Genomic DNA, 19,820 nt, shown 5'->3' on the forward strand with positions numbered 1-19,820 from the left:
TTTTAGAGAGGCTAGAAGCGAATCCAGTATGCGATCCGGGTGATCCGAATCGCCTACGCCAACCTACCCCTGGCGCCGTTTGCCCACATGCAGAAAACCAGTGCCACGCTGCTGATAATCGATGACGACGAAGTAGTGCGAGCGAGCATCGCCGCCTATTTGGAAGACAGTGGCTTCAGTGTCCTGCAAGCGAGCAATGGCTTGCAGGGCCTTCAGATCTTCGAGCAAAAAAAGCCCGATCTAGTGATCTGCGACCTGCGTATGCCTCAGGTGGGCGGCCTCGAACTTATCCGTCAGGTAACAGACCTCGCCCCTGAGATGCCAGTCATCGTCGTTTCCGGCGCTGGTGTTATGAACGATGCTGTCGAGGCTTTGCGTCTGGGCGCGGCAGATTACTTGGTCAAGCCGCTGGAAGATCTGGCAGTGCTCGAGCATTCAGTGCGTAGAGCCTTGGATCGAGCTCGTTTGCTGCTGGAAAACCAACGCTATCGACAAAAGCTCGAAACCGCTAACCGTGAACTCGAAGCTAGTTTGCACTTGCTCCAGGAAGACCAGAACGCTGGTCGCCAGGTGCAGATGAATATGCTGCCGGTCAATCCGTGGGAGGTAGGCGAGTTCCAGTTCGCGCACGAGATCATTCCGTCGCTGTACCTCTCTGGCGATTTCGTGGACTATTTCCGGGTTGATGAGCGCCGGGTAGCCTTCTATTTGGCTGACGTATCTGGGCACGGGGCTTCATCAGCATTCGTCACGGTATTGTTGAAATTCATGACGACGCGCTTGATGTTTGAATTCAAGCGCAACGGCACCATGCCTGACTTCAAGCCTTCAGAAGTGCTAGGTCACATAAATCGTGGATTGATCAACTGCAACCTAGGTAAGCATGTCACCATGGTTGGCGGCGTCATAGACGAAGAAACCGGGAAATTGACCTACAGCATCGGAGGCCATTTACCCCTACCGATTATGTACACGCCAACTGAAGTGCACTATCTGGAAGGTCGAGGCCTTCCGGTAGGGCTGTTCAATGAGGCAACCTATCAGGATCACGTGTTGGATTTGCCTGAAGCATTCAGTCTGACCTTGCTGTCCGATGGGATATTGGACCTTTTACCGGGTGATACACTCAAAGAGAAAGAAGCCGTTTTACCTCAGTTGGTGAAAGCGGCAGGCGGCAGCCTGGATGGTCTGCGTCAAGTGTTTGGATTGGCCACGCTAGGGGAGATGCCGGATGATATCGCCTTGTTGGTGTTGAGCAGGAACCTTTAATGAGTACCGGTAGAATCCAGTTCGCCGAGCAAGCAGGCACGTTTATTCTCAAATTCGTCGGGGAAGTACGACTTACGCTTTGTTCGGCTTTGGATACAACTATTGAAAGAATTTTCACGTCGCGGAATTTTTCAGCGATCATTATCGATTTGACTGAAACCCGTAGCATAGACAGCACAACGCTCGGCTTGCTGGCCAAGCTTTCGATTATGTCCCGGCAAAAAGTTGGACTTCTGCCGACTGTCGTCACCACCCACGAAGACATTACTCGGCTATTGCAGTCGATGGGTTTTGATCAGGTATTCAACATCGTCGATCGGCCGATTCGCTGCCCTGAATCGTTGACGGATTTGCCATCGCAAGATCAATCCGAGGAAGTGGTAAAAGCGAAGGTGTTGGAAGCGCACAAGATTTTAATGGGCCTCAACGACTCAAATCGTGAAGCGTTTCATGATCTGGTCAATGCCCTTGAGCGTCACTGAGACCCCTAACACCGCGGGTCAATAATTACAAATCGCAGGCGTAAAAAAGGGCGGACCCTCTAGAGGTACCGCCCTTTTGCGCATTCAGGCCTTGGCGGCGAGCAATGCCTCAAGCTTTTCTTGGTCGCGAGCGAACTGACGAATACCTTCAGCCAATTTCTCAGTCGCCATGGCGTCTTCGTTCGATGCCCAGCGGAACTGATTTTCGGTCAAGCTTTGACGCGGTTCGCCGGAGTTGCCCGGAGCAAGTTTGCGCTCTAGCGTGCCCATGTCTTTAGATAGTTGCTCCAGCAGGTCTGGGCTGATGGTCAGGCGATCACAGCCGGCTAGTTGCTCGATCTGGCTCAGGTTACGGAAGCTGGCGCCCATCACCACGGTCTTGTAGTCGTTGGACTTGTAGTAGTTGTAGATCTTGCTGACCGACTGCACGCCAGGATCATCGGCGCCTCCAAAGTCGTGGCCGGCTGATTTTTTGTACCAGTCGTAAATTCTGCCCACAAACGGGGAGATCAAAAACACACCCGCTTCAGCACAGGCTACTGCCTGAGCAAATGAGAACAACAGGGTGAGGTTGGTCTGGATGCCGCTTTTTTCCAGCTTCTCGGCGGCACGTATGCCTTCCCAGGTCGATGCAAGTTTGATCAGTATCCGCTCGCGACCGATGCCGGCTTCGTCATACAAACCGATAAGGCGTTCGCCACGTTCGATCATGGCGTTGGTATCGAACGAGAGGCGGGAATCTACTTCAGTAGACACACGACCCGGTACGACTTTAAGAATTTTCTGACCGATTGCGACGGCGAAACGGTCGCAGGCCAAGCCAATATCGTTCTTGCTGCCTTTGAACGCTTCCTGGAGCAACTCATCGTTGCTCGAACTTGAAGCGGCCTTGAGTAATAAAGATGGGTTGGTCGTGGCATCCACCGGCTTAAGGCGGGCGATGGCATCAAAGTCGCCGGTGTCGGCGACTACAGTGGTGATTTTCTTGAGTTGTTCCAGCTTGGAAGTCATGAGTGTGCTCTGTCCTGTGCGGTTAGATGACATTACCCGAGCGCTGCCGACCACTCAAGAAAACATCTTTCTAAATGCGTCTTGAGGCGGATGGGCAATCGAAGAACATTTGAGCCCCATCCGCACAGCTTGTTCCGTGAACTTACAGATAACTAGCGACCTTCCAGCAGCTCTGCCGCTTGATCCAGCAGCGCCAGTGGGTTCTGCGCTTTATGTATGTCAACTGACAGCAGTTGCCGAAAGCGCCGTGCCCCGGGAAACCCCGTGCCAAGCCCCAGTACATGGCGAGTGATGTGATGCATCGACCCGCCGTTCTCAATATGCGCGGCAATATAAGGTCTCAACGCCGACAGCGCTTGCGCCCGGGAGATCACTGGCGCGGTGCTGCCAAAAAGCCGTTGATCGACGGCAGCCAGAATGTATGGATTATGGTAAGCCTCGCGGCCCAGCATCACCCCATCAAAGACTTGCAAATGCTCGGCGCACTGGTCGAGGGTCTTGATGCCACCGTTCAGAATAATTTCCAAATCGGGAAAATCTGCCTTCAGCTTTGCCGCTACGTCATACCGCAGCGGCGGAATATCGCGATTCTCTTTCGGCGACAAACCCTCAAGAATCGCGATCCTCGCATGCACGGTAAAGCTGGTACAACCCGCTTCATGCACCTGCCCGACAAAATCACACAGCTCGGCGTAGCTGTCTCGGCCATTGATTCCGATGCGATGTTTCACGGTCACCGGAATAGCCACTGCATCCCGCATTGCCTTCACACAATCCGCCACCAGCCCCGGATGCGCCATCAACACAGCACCGATCAAATTGTTTTGCACCCGATCACTCGGGCAGCCCACATTCAGATTGACCTCGTCATAACCGGCAGTCTCCGCCATGCGCGCGCACGTTGCCAAGTCTCCAGGGACGCTGCCACCCAATTGCAAAGCCAATGGATGCTCGGCCTGGTCATGGCGCAGGAAGCGCTCGTGATCGCCATTGAGTAAGGCGCCGGTAGTGACCATCTCAGTGTAGAGAAGCGCATGCTTTGACAGTAGCCGCAGGAAGTACCGGCAATGATGATCGGTCCAATCCATCATGGGGGCAACAGAGAAACGCCTAGACACCGTAGAGCTTGTGTTTACAGGGTATATAGCTGATTTCGGTAACATTTTTCTCTACGTGTTCACAGCGGGTTTCAGGGCGATTTAGGGCTTTTTTTCAGCTCGATGGTACAACGTACCAACTCAAAACCGGCGTGTACCAAATCGATATGGCAACTATCAGGATCAGAAAACGGGCCGACGGAACGGCCAGCTATACCGCTCAAATCCGAATCATGCGTCAAGGAGTGCAAGTCTACCAAGAGAGTAAGACCTTCGCCCGGAAACAGGCAGCGCAGGCTTGGACTCGTTCGTGTGAAACAGAGTTGGATCAACCCGGCGCCATCGAGAGAGCGAACCGCAAGGGCGTCACCATCAAGGACATGATCAATCGGTACCTACTGGAGATGGAGAAGGTCAGACCCTTGGGGAAGACCAAGCGGGCCACCCTTGTGGCGATCAGTGTCGCCGACTTCGGCAACCTGAAAGACACGGACATCAATAGCCGGCGATTGGTCGAATTCGCCCGGTGGCGTATGAGCGCTGAATTCTGCGCCACTTCGAAGGTATCCTTGCCCGACGCCCCAGTTCAATCAACATGCCCTGTTGGTCCTCTGGCCAAAGGCTAATGGCGTAGGCTTTGCGTTCTTCCAGAATCTGCTCGTAGTCGATCTGCTCGACCACTTGCGGTGCGGGCAATTGGCTCAGGTCGATAGCCGTAAAGGTGTTCATACGCCGGCCCCTAGTTGCAGGGGAATGCGCAGGTTTTGGGGTACGTTGTCGTCAATCAAAATGCCTTCCAGATCAAACACGGAGTCGCCGGCCAACGTTCCCCCGAAGAACTGCACACGGGTCAACCCAATACGTGGCTTCCAGCGGATAACAGCCATCGCGATGGCCGCATAAATCCGCAGTCGAGTGACATCGTTAAAGGGCTCGTCAATGAGTTCGGGCAACAGGCTTCCGTATTCGCGCCGCATGATTCGCGTGCCGATGCGGGTACCCAAAATATCGTCGATGGATTGACTGATATGCGCAGGTAAATCGAGAGACGCCCCGGTTTCTCGGTTCATACCGGAGGGCTCGTTGGGGCACCAAGGTTGCCAATGTGGAGGTGTTTAACCAGGCTAACGCCTGCGGCGATCACGTCGGCAGAAACAGTAACGGTGCCCGCGATATTCTGGTCGCCGGTCTGGTCATAACTGCCCGTTTGCGTGAAATTACCCTGCTGGGTGTAATCCCCCTCATGGGTAATCGAACCAACGATGTGAATTCCGCCTTTGCTGATCAGGTCGGTCGTGCCGCCGTCCACCAACACCGCGCTCAAGTGGTGCGCGTTGCTGTCATATTCGATAACCGTACCGTCGCGATAGGTACGGCGATGCAAACCGCCACGGTCGCCGTTGGCGGGTATCGCATTACAGTAAACCCCCGTGACGACGACCCCGTTGGCCAACTGGCCGGATGGACTCAACAAAAGCACTTGCTCATTGACTGTCGGCGGGTCCCAATCGACATCCGCTCCGGCCCGCAGGGCCAGCCATGGCAACCAGCCGGTCAGCAAATCACCGGTTTTAACGCGGACACGGGGCGGCACCGTCTGAACTTCGGCGATGGTACCGAAGCGGATTAAATTTTCGAGCATGCGGGCGAAAGCGGCGAAATCGTTCATGCCGCCATAGTGGCGTTCACGCGTGCGGGGCGCAGCTAGAGGGGGTTGTGTGGGGCTCTGCTACAGAGTACACCGCCCAACTTTCAATGCGCGGAGATCACCAGTCGCGATTACGTTCATTGCGTTCATGAAGAATGCGAACAATTGAGATGATCTCGTGGGCCACATGATAAGCAACGATAAAGGGGTAGCGGGTTAAAACTAACTCACGAACATCGGGCGCTTGGGAGGGACGGCCCATGCCTCTAAAGGTTTTTAACTGCTCGATGGAGTCAAAAATGTCCGCGATAACAGCGTCAGCTCTTCCGTTGCCTAGGTGCGATACATAGTGTTCATGGATCGCATCCAGGTCGCTTTGCGCTTTTTCAGTCAGTTCGATTAGCAGCACGCTTTACCCACTTGGCTTTAACGGTTTCTAGATCAGTTACCCTGCCAGCCTCGACATCCGCCATACCTTCGGCGATGGCTTTGACGTGCCAGGATTCAGATTCAACATAACGAGCCAACGCGCGTTTGAGATGATATTGACGATCACGATCAGTAGCCTGGGCCAGTTGATCAAGCTTTTCTACCAACACATCTTCAACGCGAAATGACAAAACAGGCGAAGCCATCATTTCTTCCTCATGAAGTTCTGTATACGTCGTATACAATATTGAATAATGTAATCAACTGCTAAACATAATGCAACTAGGCGCTAATGTTTGCACAAGGAAGAAGGGCGCATTTGTCTTGATAGCTCGGGACATTCAACCCTGTTTCGCGCCTGAAACTGGGACACCAATTATTTTTGCGGTGTTGCTATGAAACAAAAAAATTTGCTTGCCGTTTGTCGGTTTATTCCTGAAGTACATTCTGAGAAGTAGCTTGCTAGCTTGTATCGGTCAGTCGGCGAGGTGCCTCAGCAAACTGTCGCGGACCATCTCCAGATCCGCAGCAGTAAACCCCAACTGCTCCCGTTTCGCATAACGAACATCCGCCGCTCCTTTTCCGGGATGGTCTTTCAATCCGTACTGGTGAACCCTGGCAATACGAGCGATACGCCCGGTAAAGCCCACCGTAATCGCGTTCGCATCGCCCTTTGCCTTCAGGTAACGGGCGGTGCGCAGCTTTTTGAACATCTTGGCTTTGAGCTGAATACGGCCTTGTTTACTCCGCAAATTGCGTTGCTTTCGCGGCGCGAACGCGCTGCCTGAGGGCGTGCGCTGGGAGGTGATGCGTTGCTGTTGGCTTCGGCGTAGCTGCTTTGCAATGCCTTGTGCCAGGCTGATGCGGGCGGCGGGTTCAAGCTTGTTGAGCAGGACGCCGACCCAGTCTTCCAAGCCATCGAGATCACTCATGGCGATCCGGCCGTGGGTGCGGGGTGGTTAATGCCATGGCATCGCCCGCTTGCGGGGGCTGCCACTCGGCGAGGAGTTCGCCGTTGGCGTAGACCTGGACTGGCTCGGCGTCTTGATAGGCGGTGTATCGCGGTTCTGAAGCGTGGCGCAGGTCGTAGGTGCCGTCGGACTGAAGCTTGACGATGACCCGTTCGGTGAGGGGCAGTGTGAGGCTTAGGTCTACTTTGCTTTTGTCCAGCAGGTCGGCTTCGAAACGGATGCCGTTGGTGGATTTTTCAAGGTTGGCCAGCAGCTCGGATTGGTTGATGCGCAGCCAGGCCAGCAACGGCAGCATGACGCTGTCGGGGTGGCCGGCAAAGTCAGTGAGGATGATTTGCAGGTCGTAGCTATATTCGAATGACAGGCTAGTGGCTGCCGTGCAGCGGACGTTGCCGTTGTCGATGAATATCAGCAGGCGATCAGGGTCGTGTTTGAGTTCTGAGATGGATGTCAGCAGGTGGGCGCGAAGGTTGTCGGACTTGTTCATGGGGCGACCTGCTGTTGCTGATAGAGCATGTCGACTTGGGCTGCGCATTCGGCCCAAGCGGACTCGACCCGCTCTTGATCGGTCAGTAACTCGCCGTTATGGGTTGGCTGTGTCGCCGGTAGGCTGCAGGGCACTACGGCCGGACAACCAGTGACGGTAACCCTGCAGCACGGAGCTGAATTTGGACGCAAACCTTCTACAGACGCATCACAGCAACCCGTGCGATTTAAGGATCGCCATCGGAAAAAGGTAATTTAGGTGAAACGAGGGTGCAATCGGGCTAGAGGCCACGTTTTTTCTGCCTCAAGGACATTACTTAGAAAGGTAATTTGAAAAAGGAAATGTGATCGTAAGCTATTGATTTTAAAGGGCGGTGCATAAAGCTCAGATTACAACCGATCAATATTACCTTTTCTATATTAGTAAAACCTAAATTAAATCAATAGCTTGAGGCGTTAATCGAGACCAAATTACTTTTATTACCTTTTTCCGGTGGCTCTCCCCAAAAACGCCGACTAGACACACGTAGACGTCGATGCACATGCTCGCGAAACCTAGCGCTAGCGCTGTCGCGGACTCATTGAACTAGGAGGTTGAAAGCTTAAATGCTAAAAAATTGCTACACGACGAGCTGGTACCCGCCGCAACACGAACATAGCTGAACCTGGTGCCGTTTTGGCGGGAGAGCCCCCCAGGGCAGTCCGCCAGGCGGCAAACCGCTGACTAGGGAGTGGACTTCCTGTTTGAGAACCATGGGCGAATGAGCCAGGAAGCTTGCCACGCAGCTATGATGTTACGCGGCCCTGACCTCACTTAATAACTCGGGGTGATGGTCTAGCAGCCTCAACAACAAGACAAGAGACAGCGGTGGCTTGGTCTTGCCAGTTTCGTATCGGGAAAAAGCATTAGCACCGCCCCCGAAAATTTCAGCCGCTTGGCGCTGATCGAGCGATAATTTCTTGCGCACAGTACTGATAAAAGCGGGGTCAACAATGGCTGCGTTTACTTGTTTCGAAAACTGGCGCATTTCACGCATTACCCGATCCGATTCAGTCGCGTCCAGTATGGATTCCGCACAGGCCGGGCAGAAGTCCCCAGTCACCGCAGTAATAACGGTGCTTTCATCCTTGTAGGTATAGGGCAGGTCGCGGGTGTCGTGGATCAGTTCCGCCGCACCACAAACAGGGCATTTCATATTCATAACTCCTTGAAGGAACGATCAGCACGTCGGCAATGACTGTCAGCTTTAAATACACGTCGCCAACGGTTGTGCTGGGGCGGTATACGTCTTGCCAGACGGCGTGATCGGCGTGGGTGGTCATGCTTTTGTAGAAATCTGGTGGCGTGAGAGCCGCCACGATGGCCAGCATATCCGTAAGCCCAGATCCAAGTCCGTTGCGCCGACTCGCGCAGCATTTGTGGTACGTACCTTGCCCGCTTCGATCAGGGCTTTGACGGTGGTCAGTTTGCTGTGGGGGGTTCGTTTTTCCATGAAAAAGATATTAACCTAATAGGTTTAAATTTGGCAAATAGGTTATTTTTGTCAGAAGCTGCTTCAGATGAGAGAGAGTAAATCTCTCCGGCGACCGCTTGGGTGGGGAGTGGTACGAAACTGGTACGAAGGGAGATTGAAACGCTCACAGGCCTTTGTTCTCGGACTGCGCATTCTTAGCGGGTCCAATCCTTCAGCGCGCTTGGCCTCATAGAACTTTTCCAGTCCCTCGTATTGAGGCATGAGGCCACATTTCGATGCGACGTTGACCACAAGCAGCACTTTGCCCTCAAGCGGCGCCAACGTAGTTGAATCCCCCGTAATGGAAAGTGAAGCCCAAGCCAAGCAAAATTTCCATACTGCCACCTGCCATCAAACTGACCGTTTTTTTCTGTCCTCGCTCGCAACATTTTCATCGGTTGCTCATCGTGGCTATCAACTCCTTTGCTGATAACGCTTTGCGCCGAATCTGAATGGATTGAAACGGACCGGTGCGCAGCTTGGCTGCGGTCTTATCGGAAATTGGGACAACGCGTTTAGGGTCGGACACCGTCAATATCTAACGAACTGAACGAAACTGAACTAAGTTGTACTTAATTTATTGTTGCTCGCAGTCAGAGCCCCAGCCGAGTGAGGCTCATGAACGCAAAACGACTGCTCGCTCTTTTTCTGGTTATTGGTGTTTTATGGCTTACCGCCATGTGGTGGGCTACCGGTTTTATTGTTTCCATCGAACCCGCGCTGACTCCTGCCTCCATCAAAGCCGATAGCAATTTGGCGCTTAACAGTCTCCTGAAAACGGAACGTCTTGAATTACCCCTTTGCATATAGGGAGCATAAGGACGCATCTGGTTGTTATCTGAAGTTTTTTTTGGGAGGGGACTTACCACTCATCGGGAGATTCTGAACCGTCATGCTTTTTGGCTCGTCATTTTCTCTGAGTTGTGGGGTGGCGGTTAATACGTTAGGTCGCGGTGGCTTGCTGCTACTTCTTGCAAGAGGTGATTAGGCGATGGGGTTCGAAAGGAGTTGTCAATGGGCATCGAATTAAACGACGTTGCGAAACTTCACTATAAGCCAGTGCAGGTTGAGCCGACCTTATGGGTAGAAACACACTTGAGCCAGGGCCTAAAGCTAAGCCGCGACATGATGATCTGGCGTCAAAGATGGACTGTGCTTTTCGATCATTTGCAATGCACCGATTGTCAGCGAATGCAAAATATCTGGCTGGCAGATGAGGCTTTTAAGCACGACTTTAGCTGCAGTTTTCGCGACGAAACGTGCCAGCATCCTTGGCACGATCTCGCAGACATACTCAGCGAACTCCCTTCACCCAAACCGCCTGTTGAAGACGAGTTGTAAAAGGAAGCCTTTATAACGCTCTTTTTACTGTGATACCCCAGAGGGTGCTGCCCGTGCTTAAAAAGCCGATTTGACCACGCCGCCGTCTACTCGCAATGCAGCGCCGTTGGTAGCTGAAGACGCTTGGGAGCACACGTAAATCACCATGTTGGCGACTTCTTCGGGAGTGGTAAAACGCTTCAGAAGCGAGGTAGGGCGAGCTTTTTCGAAAAATTCTTTTTCAAACGCTGCGAACGGTTGTCCACCCGACAATTTGTTCACAAATTCACTTACGCCTTCTGAACTGGTAGGGCCTGGTAGCACGGCATTAACAGTGACACCGGTGCCTGCGCAACTTTCGGCCAAGCCGCGAGATAAACCCAATTGTGCGGTTTTAGTGACGCCGTAATGAATCATCTCAACCGGAATTTGCACGCCGCTTTCGCTGCTGATAAAGACCACGCGACCCCAGTTTTTGGCTTTCATCGTCGGTAGATAGGCTCGTGACAGGCGTACGCCGGACATTACATTGGTGTTAAAGAACCGATCCCATTCTTCGTCGGAAATATCTTCGAATGGCTTGGGATCGAAAATTCCGAGGTTGTTTACCAAAATGTCGACTTCCGGGAACTGCGCGAGCAATCGCTTGATCTGTTCTGGGTCAGACAAGTCGCCCGCAAACCCTTGGGCGTCCGTTTTGGGGTATAGCCCAGAAAGTTTGCTTAGCGCCTCGTCCACCGATGCCTGGGAACGACCGTTAAGAATCACACGGGCGCCTTCACGAGCCAGCCCGGAGACGATGGCGAAGCCAATGCCTTTGGTTGAACCGGACACCAGTGCAAGTTTATTTCTTAAATGTAAATCCATGAAATTAAACCTCGTTCAGATGGGCGGCGAAGCCGACAGAAAATATTACAGACAGGTCGCCAATGAGGCCAATCGCCGCTCGGCCAGAGCATCATCTTTGGCGACATAATAGTTGATCGTCGTCCCAGTGGCTGCGCTCTGGACGTCGGCGAAATACTCAGCGCTACGGGTATAAACCGTGAAACCGCCTTTAGTGCCCGGCTTCAGATACGCATCGGCTTCGACGCCGAACATCACGTCGTCCTGCCAGGCAAATTGAATGCATTGAGCAACCAGTTCGTCTTTTTTCTCGGAGGTAAAGGTCTTGCGCGGCGCTGCGGTGCGGGCCATATCCATGCTCGGCGATGCGCAGCCTGCCAGGAATCCAAGGGTAAGGGCGCCTATAAATATCCGCATGGTGTGTCCTTGGTTTGGAAAACACTGACTGTAACACTTGCCGATGAGGGGCGGGTTTGCGCGGGCAATTTGGTCATCAGTAAGGCAATACACCGTCGTCAATCCCGTGTTCCGCGCAGTAGTCCCCCCAGGTCATGCCAGCCATTTCAGCAACTTCCTTGTGCACTTCGAGGCGTTGTGCCTGGAATTCCTCGTCGGATGTGGCGGTTAACTTCAACGTCAGCTCCCAAGCAAAGAAGCCTAACTGTTCGGCCTCCGCTTCGAAGGCTTCATGGAGCCGCTCGTCGCGGTAATGTGCCATGGTTTCGCCTTTGGCCTGCGCGGCTAAAGGGTTAAGGTGGTCGAGTTCCTCGCAAAGGGCAGGGTGTTGGTTGAGGAAAGTCTCTAGCGCGGTTTGGTGACGCTGTTCGGCTGGGATCATGGGGTCTGCTTTTTAATAGCGTTTTTCGAGCACGTGCAGCTTGCTTTGCCAATGCTGTTATTTAGGCATATACGCCAGCTGCCAGCGACGGGGAATCTTTAACGACGCAACTGCAAGAATGGCAGAAAGCGCGCCGCTGGCAAACAAAGCCTTAAGACCCAGATGTTGTTCAAGCAGAGCGCCAACTACTGCTCCGACGAACATACCTGTCCAAGGAATCAACTGAACCCTCCAGCCATTTCTCTGTTCGCCCAGCATCCACCGTCCCAAGCCGCGACCAAAACGGGAGAGGGCGCCGGTCACATAAGTCAGTCCGACCGGGAATCCGTTCACCTCTTCGACGGCAGCGTTGAGCATGCCCATGGCGGTAATGGCGCCCAGTAATGCCGGAAGTTGATTATCAAATGGCCATGTCGCTGATGCACATAGCAGGGCGGCAATGCATAACAGCAGCGGCAGCGTGCGCCGACTGGTCATTCGGCTGACGACGATGCCCAGTGCGTTACTGATGATAAAGGTCGCGACTAGCAACGCAAGGCGCAGCACTAGGTTTAAATCGCCATTGCTGATGGCGACTGCTAGACGGGTGGTGTTACCGCTCATAAACGATACAAAGTCTCCCGAGGCCATGAAACCGATGGCGTCGGTCATGCCCGCTAAGACAGAGAGACAGGCAACGAGCGTAAGACCAACGCGTCCGCGCCATTTTTGCGCGTGAAGGAGTGCAGGATGGACGTGAGATTTGACTGGGGAGGGCAACATCAGCAGATTTTCATGTGGGCGGGGTCCGTGGTTTTCCTTACGGCGAACAATCGAGTCTTTTCGCGCCCCTGAGTATGGGGCAATCACCACCGGATTTGAATTCGACGAATTTCTACAGAGGCATTTATTGCATTCCAAAAAAAACCAGACCCACGTCATGTGTGGTCCGGCTTTGAATGTTGCGGTGCTTCGCTTATGCCAGGCTATTGCCTACCACAAAGGTACGACGTAGCTGACGTAGAAGCGGTTTTCGTCCTGATGGGTCTGGCCGATCATGCTCGGGTTAGCCATCGCATTTTTCCAGGTTACGCCAAAACCTTTCAGCTTCCCTTCTGGCACCAAGTAACTGAACGCAAAGTCGCGTTCCCACTCGCTGTTGCCGCCCTTGGCAACCTTTATATGATCGCCATACCCGTAAGTTGCAGCGAAGCCCAAGCCGTTGATTCCTAGCTGACTGAAATCATACTTGTACTGCGCAAGCCAAGTTTGCTCCCCCGCGTGCTGGAATTTATTGAGTTGGAGGTTGGTTAGTGCTGGTGTGTCCGCGCCGGCTCCAGGCCCTTGGCGTGCATCGCCGCTGTTCAAGCCAGAGTCCAGAAACGGAAAGTCGCTATCGCCGGTGTTCTTCTGCGCACCAAGACCAATGGTATGACCCATCAGGCTGTAGCTTTCCATCAAACTAAAGGTCGATTGGTTGATCCGACCTTTGTTCAAGCCGCCGCTGTAGGAACCTGCGGTGGCGTAGTCGGTATTGCCATCTGCGTTGCCGCCGACGCCCAAGCTGCGGTAGGCCCGAAAATCGCTGAGCAGGCTGCCAACCGGCAGTCGATCAGTGTGTTTGGCACCGATGAATGCCTGTTGGTAGTAATCCTGCAAGTTGGAATACCACAGGCTGACTGTCGTATTAGCCAAGCCCGCATAATCCGCACCGCCGTAAAGGAAGCGGTTGCTGAGCTTTGCACCCCCGCCGGTGGTCATGTCGCTGTCGTTAGTTTCGTTACGGATCTTCGTTAGGATGATGTCGCCGCCGGTGAAGGTGAAGTCCGACAGGTCCTTGGAAACCAGTTGCGTACCGGTATTGGTCTGGTGATACAACCGGCCATCGGTGTTGGCCAACATCGGGTTGTTTTGATTGAGCATGCCGACGCGCAATTCATCTTTAAGGAAGCGCATTTTAAAGGTCGGGCTCAAGACACTGAAATCATTAGCCGACTTACCGTCGTGTAACGGAAACATGCTGCCCGGGTAATTACTTTGATGATCTTTGTTATTCAAGTCTCCGCCCGAGTCGAGCTTAACGCCGTAAAACGCTTCGACATCGAGGCCAACACCCACCGCGCCTTCGGTATAGCCAGATTTGAAGTTGAGCTGGAAACCTTGCCCCCAATCCCGATAACTCTTGGCTTTGGCCGTGCTTCCCACTACATCGCGGCCCTGTTGGTTCAGGTAACGGTTGAGCAGGGTCAAGTCGGCGTGGCTGTCATCGATGAAATCCGCATGTGCAGATAGCATTACGCCGCCCAGTAGAACGCCAACTACTGGCCTGGTTAGTTTCTTGATCATCATGAGTCTCGTTTACAGGGATATTCAATCGGTCGCAGAGCGTAATAGTCGGGTATTCAGACTCGCACTGCATTAGCCGAACTACAGCGAACCTACGCTGTCAGTAATTAGGTTCAGTAAAAGTTATCCGTATGACAGTTGAATGACGTAAGGCCATGGCGAGTATGAAACTTTAGTTAGGTTTTATTCATTTGACTTGTGTGAATTGGAAGTGTAACTACGCGCACTCTTAGCGGTGGGCGACGACGGAGTCTACTAGACTTTAGTTAAAGCGTTTCAATACAGAATTTCATTATTGGCACTTCCAACATCAGAGCGTAATCAGAGAGGCCGGTTTTAAAATCAACTGAGTGGCAGTTTCTGTTCAGTTCTCTGAAATTCCCAATGTTGTGTCCGTCAAAATCCCTGGGCGTGATAGCGCGGTCTTGGATGCGCAAAACTACCCAAACGGATTGAATCGCCTGGCCTACCCCTGCCGTTCTTACACGTATTGCGCCGGGCCCACCCTAGTGCTGCATATACGAGCCTGGTCGGTCTAACCCTATTTGCAGTTTTCATTGCATACAGTGCAGAACAAATATTTTCTAATGTCACAAAGACATCACACAATAGCCTTATACATGCCTCTCCGAAGTACTCGTTGAAGAGGCGTAATCAGCAGTGAATAGATTTTGGCCTCGGGTTTTAAGCTCATTTTCCGAAACGACCGTACTGCGACGTTTTAAGATCACCCAGCGCCTGGTCGGTTGTTTTGGCATTACTGCCGCACTGCTAGTGGCCGTTGGGGCATTTTGTCTGTGGCAAATGCAGGACATCCGCAAGCAGGGCGAAGCCGTTGAAAGCGGGGCGATGCCCAGTATCGCCATGGCCGACCTTCTGGCCATCGACTTAGTCAAAATGCGCGCAGAGACCTCTAATCTGGTAGCAAACGCGGATGATCCGAGCGCGGTTATTACGAGCAAAATCAATGTCGAGCAGTTGAAAAACGAGGTCGAGAAAGGTTTCCACGACTACCTTGCCCGCGTTACCGACAGCACCGAACGCGATTCGATCCTGGCGTTGCAAGAAGCTTATAAAACTTTTATTCCCAGCTTGCATGATGAAATGTCTCTTATTGAGCAACGAAAAATCAACGACGCACGAATGCTGGTTAACACCACATTGTCCATGCAGGGCGACTTGATGGACATGCAGGTGCAACTGCTGCGAGAGCTCAATAAGCAGAGCGCTGCGACGACGGTCGAGGCAGCGGGAAAAAGCTACCGCCAAGCTCGGTCAATCGCGTTAAGCGCAATTATTCTTGCGTTGGTGCTGACGTTGCTGCTGGCATGGCGCTTGAGCGTCAGCATCATCCGCCCAGTGCGTCACGCACTGCACATCGCTAGCACCATTGCTGAGGGCGACCTTAGTCCGCAAGCTATTCCTGTGGGGAAAGACGAAACCGCTCAACTGCTTAGTATGTTGGGACGTATGCGTGGCAACCTTCACGGCACTATCGCGCAGATTGGCTCAGCCGCGACGCAGCTGGCGCAATCGGTTCAGGAAATGAGCTCTATCGCTCAATCCAGCGCACACAATTTGCAATTGCAAAACGACGAAATTGAGCAGGCTGCGGTCGCGGTTAATCAAATGAGCCAAGCAGCCGTAGAGGTAGCGGGCAATGCCAGCAGCACATCCGGGGAATCTCAGGCCTCCAGCAATGCAGCAGTTCAGGGGCAACAGCGGCTACACGATACCATTGCGTCCATTAAGCAACTGACTGGCAATGTGCTCGACTCCTCGCACCAGGCTGAAAGCCTCGCTGAGCGTACCCTGAGCATTGGAAAAATTCTTGATGTGATCCGTGCCGTTGCCAATCAGACTAACTTGCTCGCGCTTAACGCGGCCATCGAGGCCGCTAGGGCGGGGGACGCTGGTCGAGGTTTCGCGGTGGTTGCTGACGAAGTGCGCTCTCTGGCAAAACGCACCAGCGCCTCCACCACGGAGATTGAAAGCTTGATCAACGACGTCCAGAAAAGCACCCAAGCCACCGCAGAAGCGCTGCGACTTACCGCCACTCAAGCCAACGTTACCTTGGATCAGGCTGCGGCGGCGGGTAACGCATTGGCGGTGATCATTACGGCAACCTCTACCATTAGCGACCGAAATTTGCTCATCGCCCATGCTGCCGACCAGCAAGCTAGCGTTGCCAGTGAAGTTGATCGAAACCTCAGCAGCATTCGCGACTTGTCCGCACAAACTGCCTCGGGCGCACAGCAAACCACCGTTGCCAGTGACGCGTTGTCGAGGCTGGCGACGGATTTGAATGCGATGGTGCAGCGGTTTGTATTGTAAGGGCTAGCGGGCTGGCCCGAATTATAGGCGACTGCTGTGCGCTAGCAGCCAGCTTCCTTGGGTGTGTACCCGTCGCCAGCCAACTCGCCGATGATCTGTTCAGCGAATACCCCAAAGTGTCCGTCTGCAAGACATGTGCTGTTAACTCAAAGTAACAGTGTATAAAAGAGACTATTTTTAGCGTTTATAGAAAAGTATGGCTATTTGATAGCGAAGATACCTGGGTCGTATAAAAATGTACAACAGCGTACAAGATAAATTTAAATAAATTATGGTCCTTTGGAATTGCGCCTTTTATAAGTACTGCTACTCTCTTTTTGCCTTCGTAGTTGATTCGTATAGCTATGCATTGTTGGCCAACCTCAAAAAAACGGACGATACACAAAGAGGTGCAGGCGTATGCAATACACGTCGTTTTCGGAAGTTGGAATTAAAACCCTTGTGGAATCCATCAACAAGGATGGTTATGCGGTGCTACCCGGATGGGCTACAGACCATGAGTTAACGGAGTTAAGGAACCTTGTGATGGCCGCCGTCGATGCTGCGGGCAACGGCTATGTTGCATTGACTGGGCAAGAGGCCGTTTCCGGTTCTCTGCTTCACGAATGGGGTAGTTCAGCCGTATTCATTGATTTGTGCCAGCGGATTGTAGAGATTGCCACGGGACGACAGCCAGTCGAGCGGCAGCTGCATCAAGTGTTGCGCTGTTTGATAGGCGATGGTGGCCAGCGGGAGTCAATGATCTTTCATTACGACTCTTTTGTGCTAACTACAATTATGCCCGTCTGCATGCCAGAGGAAACCGATCCAGGCGATCTGTTGATGTTACGTAATCATCGTCCGTTACGGCGCAATTACTTTTTCAACCTGATCGATAAAATGCTCGTTGATAATCGCTGGGCTCAACGCTGGTTGAAGAAACGTTACGCCAACGGTGACGAGAAGTTCACTCGAATTCACATGTTGCCAGGCGATATGTATTTGTTCTGGGGTTACCGTTCGCTGCACACTAATTTACCCGCAGACCCCGACGTCGTGCGAGCAACTGCGGTATTTCACTATGACAATTTGCACGCGAACAGCACCTTGGCGAGCCGTATACGCCGGTCGCGAGACTTCTTTAAACCACCTCGGCCAGCTCCCGTCGTATCACCGTCCCCTGTGGCAAACCCCGCGTCGCCGGGTTCGCCGTTAACTCCTTGACGATCTCTGTAGGAGCAACGTGTTCGCGAGGCGTTTTATCTGATGCACGCATCAAGCCCCTCGCCAACAAGTTGGCTTCTACAGGATGTGGGTATGCCGCACGACAGCGCGGCGTCGAGCTGGGGCTATTGAATTTAATAGGAATAGGCAATCATCGCAGATGATTCAGTCTTCGCACGCCTAGGGTTTGGTCTCAGGATAACGACACTGAATCACTGATCGAGAGCCCTATCATGACCCCTGTCAAAACGATTTTTATTACCGGCGTCAGCAGCGGTTTAGGCAGTGCGTTGGCGACGCAAGCCCTCGCGGCCGGGCACCACGTCATAGGTACTGTTCGTAACAGCGAAGCGTTGTTGAGTTTCCAGGCCCAGTCCCCGGAGCGTGCGCACGCTTATATGTTAGACGTTACTGACTTCGCAGCGATTGACGATATCGTCGCCAAGGCAGAGGCTGAGTTTGGTCCGGTGGATGTACTGGTCAACAACGCTGGTTACGGCCATGAAGGCATTTTCGAAGAGTCTCCGATTGAAGAAATGCGTCAGCAGTTCGAGGTCAATGTGTTTGGTGCGGTAGCGATAACCAAAGCCTTTGTGCCGTATTTTCGTCAGCGCAGGGCCGGCCATGTCATCAACATCACGTCCATGGGTGGCTTCATCACGATGCCGGGGATTGCTTACTACTGCGCGAGCAAATTCGCGCTGGAAGGTATCTCTGAAACGTTGAGCAAAGAACTCAAACCGTTCAATGTTTTTGTCACGGCAGTAGCCCCCGGTTCGTTCCGAACCGAGTGGGCGGGGCGCTCGATGCAACGAAGCCCGAGAAGTATTCAGGACTATGATGAGTCCTTCGATCCTGTGCGAAAAGGCCGTGAAGAAAAAAGCGGCAAGCAGCTCGGCGATCCACAAAAAGCCGGGCTGGCCATACTGCAGTTGATCGCTAGCCCGGCTCCCCCGGTACACTTATTGCTGGGCAGCGATGCCCTGGCGTTGGTCAGGAGCAAATTGAACCAGATGGTTGAAGACATTGATGCATGGGAAGCACTGAGCCTGTCGACCGATGGCTGACCCGATGCCCATCGCACACCCTGAGATGCCCATGGACTACGAGCTATTCAAGACGCGGCGTACCATTGAATTGATGGAACGGCTGGCGCCGGTGGAAGGTTACAACCTGACGCCATTGGATGACGTTCGCTTTCTTCGGTCCAATCGGCCGCTGACTCGGACCCCAGTGCTGTATGACCCAGGCATTGTGATTCTTTGTCAGGGGCGCAAGCGCGGTTATTGGGGGGACGAGGTTTACATCTACGACGCGCAGCATTATCTGGTGGTGTCAGTCCCGGTCCCGTTCACGATGGAAACTGACGCAAGCGAAGAAGAACCGATGCTGGCAGTGTACCTGCGCCTGGATTTCAAACTGGCCGCTGAGCTGATGCTTCAGGTGGGCGAGCGCAAAAGCGCTGCAACGGCAGTCCCAAGGGGCATGTATTCATCGCCGATGGACGACAAGCTGAGCGATTCAGTACTGCGCTTTTTAGAGGTCATGAGCGAGCCGGTTGACGCATTGATCCTTGGACCGGCGTTGGTTCGGGAAATTTACTACCGAATCATCGGCGGTGAGCAGGGCGGATCCATGCGTGCGGCACTCAACCGCCAAGGGCAATTTGGCAAAATCACCAAGGCAATTCGGCGGATTCACGCACGTTACCCAGAGCCGCTGGACGTCGAGTGCCTGGCGAAAGTGGCGGGCATGAGCGTGCCGAGCTTTCACCTGCATTTTCGAACCGTGACCGACACGTCGCCGATGCAATACCTGAAATCTACTCGCCTGCACCAAGCCAGGCTGTTGATGCTACGCAACGACATGACGGCGGCCATCGCCGGGTTCAGCGTCGGCTATGAAAGCGCCTCCCAGTTCAGCCGGGAGTTCAAACGCTTCTTCGGCCGAACACCCCAAGCAGAGGTGCAATGGATGAAACGCACCTACGCACTGCCAGCCCCGACCAGCCCCTCTATCTATGTGTCATCGCATTAAAAAAACGCTC

The 19,820-nt window shown here is 53.2% G+C and carries 23 protein-coding genes and 4 pseudogenes; 9 read left to right on the forward strand and 18 right to left on the reverse strand.

All coding sequences use genetic code 11. The features are described from left to right. Positions 1-87 precede the first annotated feature (87 nt). Positions 88-1,269 (forward strand): two-component system response regulator RssB, encoded by a 1,182-nt coding sequence (gene rssB / locus QN378_RS03890; RefSeq protein ID WP_322206837.1) that lies wholly within the window; start codon positions 88-90, stop codon positions 1,267-1,269. After that, entirely contained in the window at positions 1,269-1,751 is a 483-nt protein-coding gene (gene rssC / locus QN378_RS03895) for an anti-sigma factor antagonist RssC (protein WP_299832100.1), read from the forward strand. The genes rssB and rssC overlap by 1 nt, the downstream gene beginning before the upstream one ends. 84 nt (positions 1,752-1,835) lie before the next feature. Here rssC and tal read toward each other — a convergent pair whose 3' ends face one another. Together tal and dusA are read right to left on the reverse strand one after the other, a co-directional pair. Continuing rightward, positions 1,836-2,762: a transaldolase gene (tal, locus tag QN378_RS03900; protein ID WP_323547059.1), complete on the reverse strand. Its 927-nt coding sequence runs from the start codon at positions 2,760-2,762 to the stop codon at positions 1,836-1,838. 152 nt (positions 2,763-2,914) lie between these two features. Next, a complete protein-coding gene (gene dusA, locus QN378_RS03905; protein WP_322202403.1) occupies positions 2,915-3,925 on the reverse strand; it encodes a tRNA dihydrouridine(20/20a) synthase DusA in 1,011 nt (336 codons plus the stop codon). Between the two features lie 101 nt (positions 3,926-4,026). Between dusA and QN378_RS03910 the strand changes: the two are divergent. Then, positions 4,027-4,404, forward strand: a pseudogene (locus QN378_RS03910) (site-specific integrase); the annotation flags it as partial. A gap of 46 nt (positions 4,405-4,450) precedes the next feature. On the opposite strand, the pseudogene QN378_RS03915 reads toward QN378_RS03910, so the two are convergent. From QN378_RS03915 to QN378_RS03965, 11 genes and pseudogenes are all read right to left on the reverse strand, one after another. Beyond that, positions 4,451-4,588 (reverse strand): annotated as a pseudogene (locus QN378_RS03915) (baseplate assembly protein); the annotation flags it as partial. Next, complete coding sequence (locus tag QN378_RS03920) at positions 4,585-4,929, reverse strand: GPW/gp25 family protein (RefSeq protein ID WP_323547058.1); 345 nt, start codon at positions 4,927-4,929, stop codon at positions 4,585-4,587. The pseudogene QN378_RS03915 and the gene QN378_RS03920, both read right to left, overlap by 4 nt. Next, positions 4,926-5,528, reverse strand: a complete 603-nt coding sequence (locus tag QN378_RS03925) for a phage baseplate assembly protein V (protein ID WP_323547057.1) — start codon at positions 5,526-5,528, stop codon at positions 4,926-4,928. The genes QN378_RS03920 and QN378_RS03925 overlap by 4 nt, the downstream gene beginning before the upstream one ends. 97 nt (positions 5,529-5,625) lie before the next feature. Then, positions 5,626-5,916 carry a type II toxin-antitoxin system RelE/ParE family toxin gene (locus QN378_RS03930; RefSeq protein ID WP_322202406.1) on the reverse strand — a complete coding sequence of 97 codons (291 nt, stop codon included), beginning with the start codon at positions 5,914-5,916 and terminating at the stop codon, positions 5,626-5,628. After that, complete coding sequence (locus tag QN378_RS03935; protein WP_322202408.1) at positions 5,894-6,142, reverse strand: CopG family ribbon-helix-helix protein; 249 nt, start codon at positions 6,140-6,142, stop codon at positions 5,894-5,896. The genes QN378_RS03930 and QN378_RS03935 overlap by 23 nt, the downstream gene beginning before the upstream one ends. Before the next feature lie 270 nt (positions 6,143-6,412). Further along, the gene (locus QN378_RS03940) at positions 6,413-6,868 is read right to left on the reverse strand and encodes a phage virion morphogenesis protein (protein ID WP_323547056.1); all 456 of its coding nucleotides are present in this window, start codon (positions 6,866-6,868) and stop codon (positions 6,413-6,415) included. Further along, entirely contained in the window at positions 6,861-7,394 is a 534-nt protein-coding gene (locus QN378_RS03945; RefSeq protein ID WP_323547055.1) for a phage tail protein, read from the reverse strand. The genes QN378_RS03940 and QN378_RS03945 overlap by 8 nt, the downstream gene beginning before the upstream one ends. Continuing rightward, complete coding sequence (gene lysC / locus QN378_RS03950; protein WP_323547054.1) at positions 7,391-7,528, reverse strand: Rz1-like lysis system protein LysC; 138 nt, start codon at positions 7,526-7,528, stop codon at positions 7,391-7,393. Before lysC ends, QN378_RS03945 begins: the two co-directional genes overlap by 4 nt. 659 nt (positions 7,529-8,187) lie before the next feature. Further along, complete coding sequence (locus tag QN378_RS03955) at positions 8,188-8,589, reverse strand: type II toxin-antitoxin system MqsA family antitoxin (protein WP_323547053.1); 402 nt, start codon at positions 8,587-8,589, stop codon at positions 8,188-8,190. Beyond that, positions 8,516-8,764, reverse strand: coding sequence for a type II toxin-antitoxin system MqsR family toxin (locus QN378_RS23460; RefSeq protein WP_407074033.1), 249 nt, complete (start codon positions 8,762-8,764; stop codon positions 8,516-8,518). The genes QN378_RS03955 and QN378_RS23460 overlap by 74 nt, the downstream gene beginning before the upstream one ends. Positions 8,765-9,063: 299 nt before the next feature. Continuing rightward, positions 9,064-9,231, reverse strand: a pseudogene (locus QN378_RS03965) (hypothetical protein); the annotation flags it as partial. Positions 9,232-9,921: 690 nt separating this feature from the next. Here QN378_RS03965 and QN378_RS03970 point away from each other — a divergent pair. Next, positions 9,922-10,248 carry a hypothetical protein gene (locus QN378_RS03970; RefSeq protein ID WP_323547051.1) on the forward strand — a complete coding sequence of 109 codons (327 nt, stop codon included), beginning with the start codon at positions 9,922-9,924 and terminating at the stop codon, positions 10,246-10,248. Positions 10,249-10,305: 57 nt separating this feature from the next. Here the strand turns inward: QN378_RS03970 and QN378_RS03975 are convergent, their stop codons facing one another. The 5 genes from QN378_RS03975 to QN378_RS03995 all read right to left on the reverse strand — a co-directional run bounded on the left by QN378_RS03975 (position 10,306) and on the right by QN378_RS03995 (position 14,236). Next, positions 10,306-11,094, reverse strand: a complete 789-nt coding sequence (locus QN378_RS03975; protein WP_322202418.1) for an SDR family oxidoreductase — start codon at positions 11,092-11,094, stop codon at positions 10,306-10,308. Positions 11,095-11,139: 45 nt separating this feature from the next. After that, the gene (locus tag QN378_RS03980; protein WP_323547050.1) at positions 11,140-11,490 is read right to left on the reverse strand and encodes a hypothetical protein; all 351 of its coding nucleotides are present in this window, start codon (positions 11,488-11,490) and stop codon (positions 11,140-11,142) included. Between the two features lie 76 nt (positions 11,491-11,566). Further along, a complete protein-coding gene (locus QN378_RS03985; RefSeq protein WP_322202422.1) occupies positions 11,567-11,911 on the reverse strand; it encodes a DUF6388 family protein in 345 nt (114 codons plus the stop codon). A gap of 57 nt (positions 11,912-11,968) precedes the next feature. Beyond that, entirely contained in the window at positions 11,969-12,673 is a 705-nt protein-coding gene (locus tag QN378_RS03990) for a YoaK family protein (RefSeq protein WP_322202424.1), read from the reverse strand. A 210-nt stretch (positions 12,674-12,883) separates the two neighbouring features. Beyond that, a complete protein-coding gene (locus tag QN378_RS03995; protein ID WP_322202426.1) occupies positions 12,884-14,236 on the reverse strand; it encodes an OprD family outer membrane porin in 1,353 nt (450 codons plus the stop codon). 660 nt (positions 14,237-14,896) lie between these two features. On the opposite strand from QN378_RS03995, the pseudogene QN378_RS23465 reads away from it, so the two are divergent. The 5 genes and pseudogenes from QN378_RS23465 to QN378_RS04015 all read left to right on the forward strand — a co-directional run. Then, positions 14,897-15,712: pseudogene (locus tag QN378_RS23465) on the forward strand (MCP four helix bundle domain-containing protein); the annotation flags it as partial. A 69-nt stretch (positions 15,713-15,781) separates the two neighbouring features. Continuing rightward, positions 15,782-16,570 carry a methyl-accepting chemotaxis protein gene (locus QN378_RS23470; RefSeq protein WP_416194840.1) on the forward strand — a complete coding sequence of 263 codons (789 nt, stop codon included), beginning with the start codon at positions 15,782-15,784 and terminating at the stop codon, positions 16,568-16,570. Between the two features lie 525 nt (positions 16,571-17,095). Further along, positions 17,096-17,773, forward strand: a complete 678-nt coding sequence (locus tag QN378_RS04005) for a hypothetical protein (protein WP_323547049.1) — start codon at positions 17,096-17,098, stop codon at positions 17,771-17,773. A 233-nt stretch (positions 17,774-18,006) separates the two neighbouring features. Beyond that, positions 18,007-18,840, forward strand: a complete 834-nt coding sequence (locus QN378_RS04010) for an oxidoreductase (protein WP_323547048.1) — start codon at positions 18,007-18,009, stop codon at positions 18,838-18,840. A gap of 4 nt (positions 18,841-18,844) precedes the next feature. Next, entirely contained in the window at positions 18,845-19,810 is a 966-nt protein-coding gene (locus QN378_RS04015) for an AraC family transcriptional regulator N-terminal domain-containing protein (protein ID WP_416350646.1), read from the forward strand. Positions 19,811-19,820 lie beyond the last annotated feature (10 nt).

The organism is Pseudomonas sp. 10S5, from assembly GCF_035019745.1.
Lineage (GTDB): Bacteria > Pseudomonadota > Gammaproteobacteria > Pseudomonadales > Pseudomonadaceae > Aquipseudomonas.

What these genes read in the sequence shown, in the direction of transcription:
- tal (WP_323547059.1), bottom strand. Translation starts at nt 2,762, where the DNA reads ATGACTTCCAAGCTGGAACAACTCAAGAAAATCACCACTGTAGTCGCC.
- QN378_RS03925 (WP_323547057.1), bottom strand. Translation starts at nt 5,528, where the DNA reads ATGAACGATTTCGCCGCTTTCGCCCGCATGCTCGAAAATTTAATCCGC.
- QN378_RS03995 (WP_322202426.1), bottom strand. Translation starts at nt 14,236, where the DNA reads ATGATCAAGAAACTAACCAGGCCAGTAGTTGGCGTTCTACTGGGCGGC.
- dusA (WP_322202403.1), bottom strand. Translation starts at nt 3,925, where the DNA reads ATGTTACCGAAATCAGCTATATACCCTGTAAACACAAGCTCTACGGTG.
- QN378_RS04005 (WP_323547049.1), top strand. Translation starts at nt 17,096, where the DNA reads ATGGCCGCCGTCGATGCTGCGGGCAACGGCTATGTTGCATTGACTGGG.
- QN378_RS03940 (WP_323547056.1), bottom strand. Translation starts at nt 6,868, where the DNA reads ATGAGTGATCTCGATGGCTTGGAAGACTGGGTCGGCGTCCTGCTCAAC.
- QN378_RS03990 (WP_322202424.1), bottom strand. Translation starts at nt 12,673, where the DNA reads ATGTTGCCCTCCCCAGTCAAATCTCACGTCCATCCTGCACTCCTTCAC.
- QN378_RS03970 (WP_323547051.1), top strand. Translation starts at nt 9,922, where the DNA reads ATGGGCATCGAATTAAACGACGTTGCGAAACTTCACTATAAGCCAGTG.
- rssC (WP_299832100.1), top strand. Translation starts at nt 1,269, where the DNA reads ATGAGTACCGGTAGAATCCAGTTCGCCGAGCAAGCAGGCACGTTTATT.
- QN378_RS04015 (WP_416350646.1), top strand. Translation starts at nt 18,845, where the DNA reads ATGCCCATCGCACACCCTGAGATGCCCATGGACTACGAGCTATTCAAG.
- QN378_RS23460 (WP_407074033.1), bottom strand. Translation starts at nt 8,764, where the DNA reads ATGCTGGCCATCGTGGCGGCTCTCACGCCACCAGATTTCTACAAAAGC.
- QN378_RS03980 (WP_323547050.1), bottom strand. Translation starts at nt 11,490, where the DNA reads ATGCGGATATTTATAGGCGCCCTTACCCTTGGATTCCTGGCAGGCTGC.
- QN378_RS03985 (WP_322202422.1), bottom strand. Translation starts at nt 11,911, where the DNA reads ATGATCCCAGCCGAACAGCGTCACCAAACCGCGCTAGAGACTTTCCTC.
- QN378_RS03920 (WP_323547058.1), bottom strand. Translation starts at nt 4,929, where the DNA reads ATGAACCGAGAAACCGGGGCGTCTCTCGATTTACCTGCGCATATCAGT.
- QN378_RS04010 (WP_323547048.1), top strand. Translation starts at nt 18,007, where the DNA reads ATGACCCCTGTCAAAACGATTTTTATTACCGGCGTCAGCAGCGGTTTA.
- QN378_RS03935 (WP_322202408.1), bottom strand. Translation starts at nt 6,142, where the DNA reads ATGGCTTCGCCTGTTTTGTCATTTCGCGTTGAAGATGTGTTGGTAGAA.
- rssB (WP_322206837.1), top strand. Translation starts at nt 88, where the DNA reads ATGCAGAAAACCAGTGCCACGCTGCTGATAATCGATGACGACGAAGTA.
- QN378_RS03945 (WP_323547055.1), bottom strand. Translation starts at nt 7,394, where the DNA reads ATGAACAAGTCCGACAACCTTCGCGCCCACCTGCTGACATCCATCTCA.
- QN378_RS03955 (WP_323547053.1), bottom strand. Translation starts at nt 8,589, where the DNA reads ATGAAATGCCCTGTTTGTGGTGCGGCGGAACTGATCCACGACACCCGC.
- QN378_RS23470 (WP_416194840.1), top strand. Translation starts at nt 15,782, where the DNA reads ATGAGCTCTATCGCTCAATCCAGCGCACACAATTTGCAATTGCAAAAC.
- QN378_RS03975 (WP_322202418.1), bottom strand. Translation starts at nt 11,094, where the DNA reads ATGGATTTACATTTAAGAAATAAACTTGCACTGGTGTCCGGTTCAACC.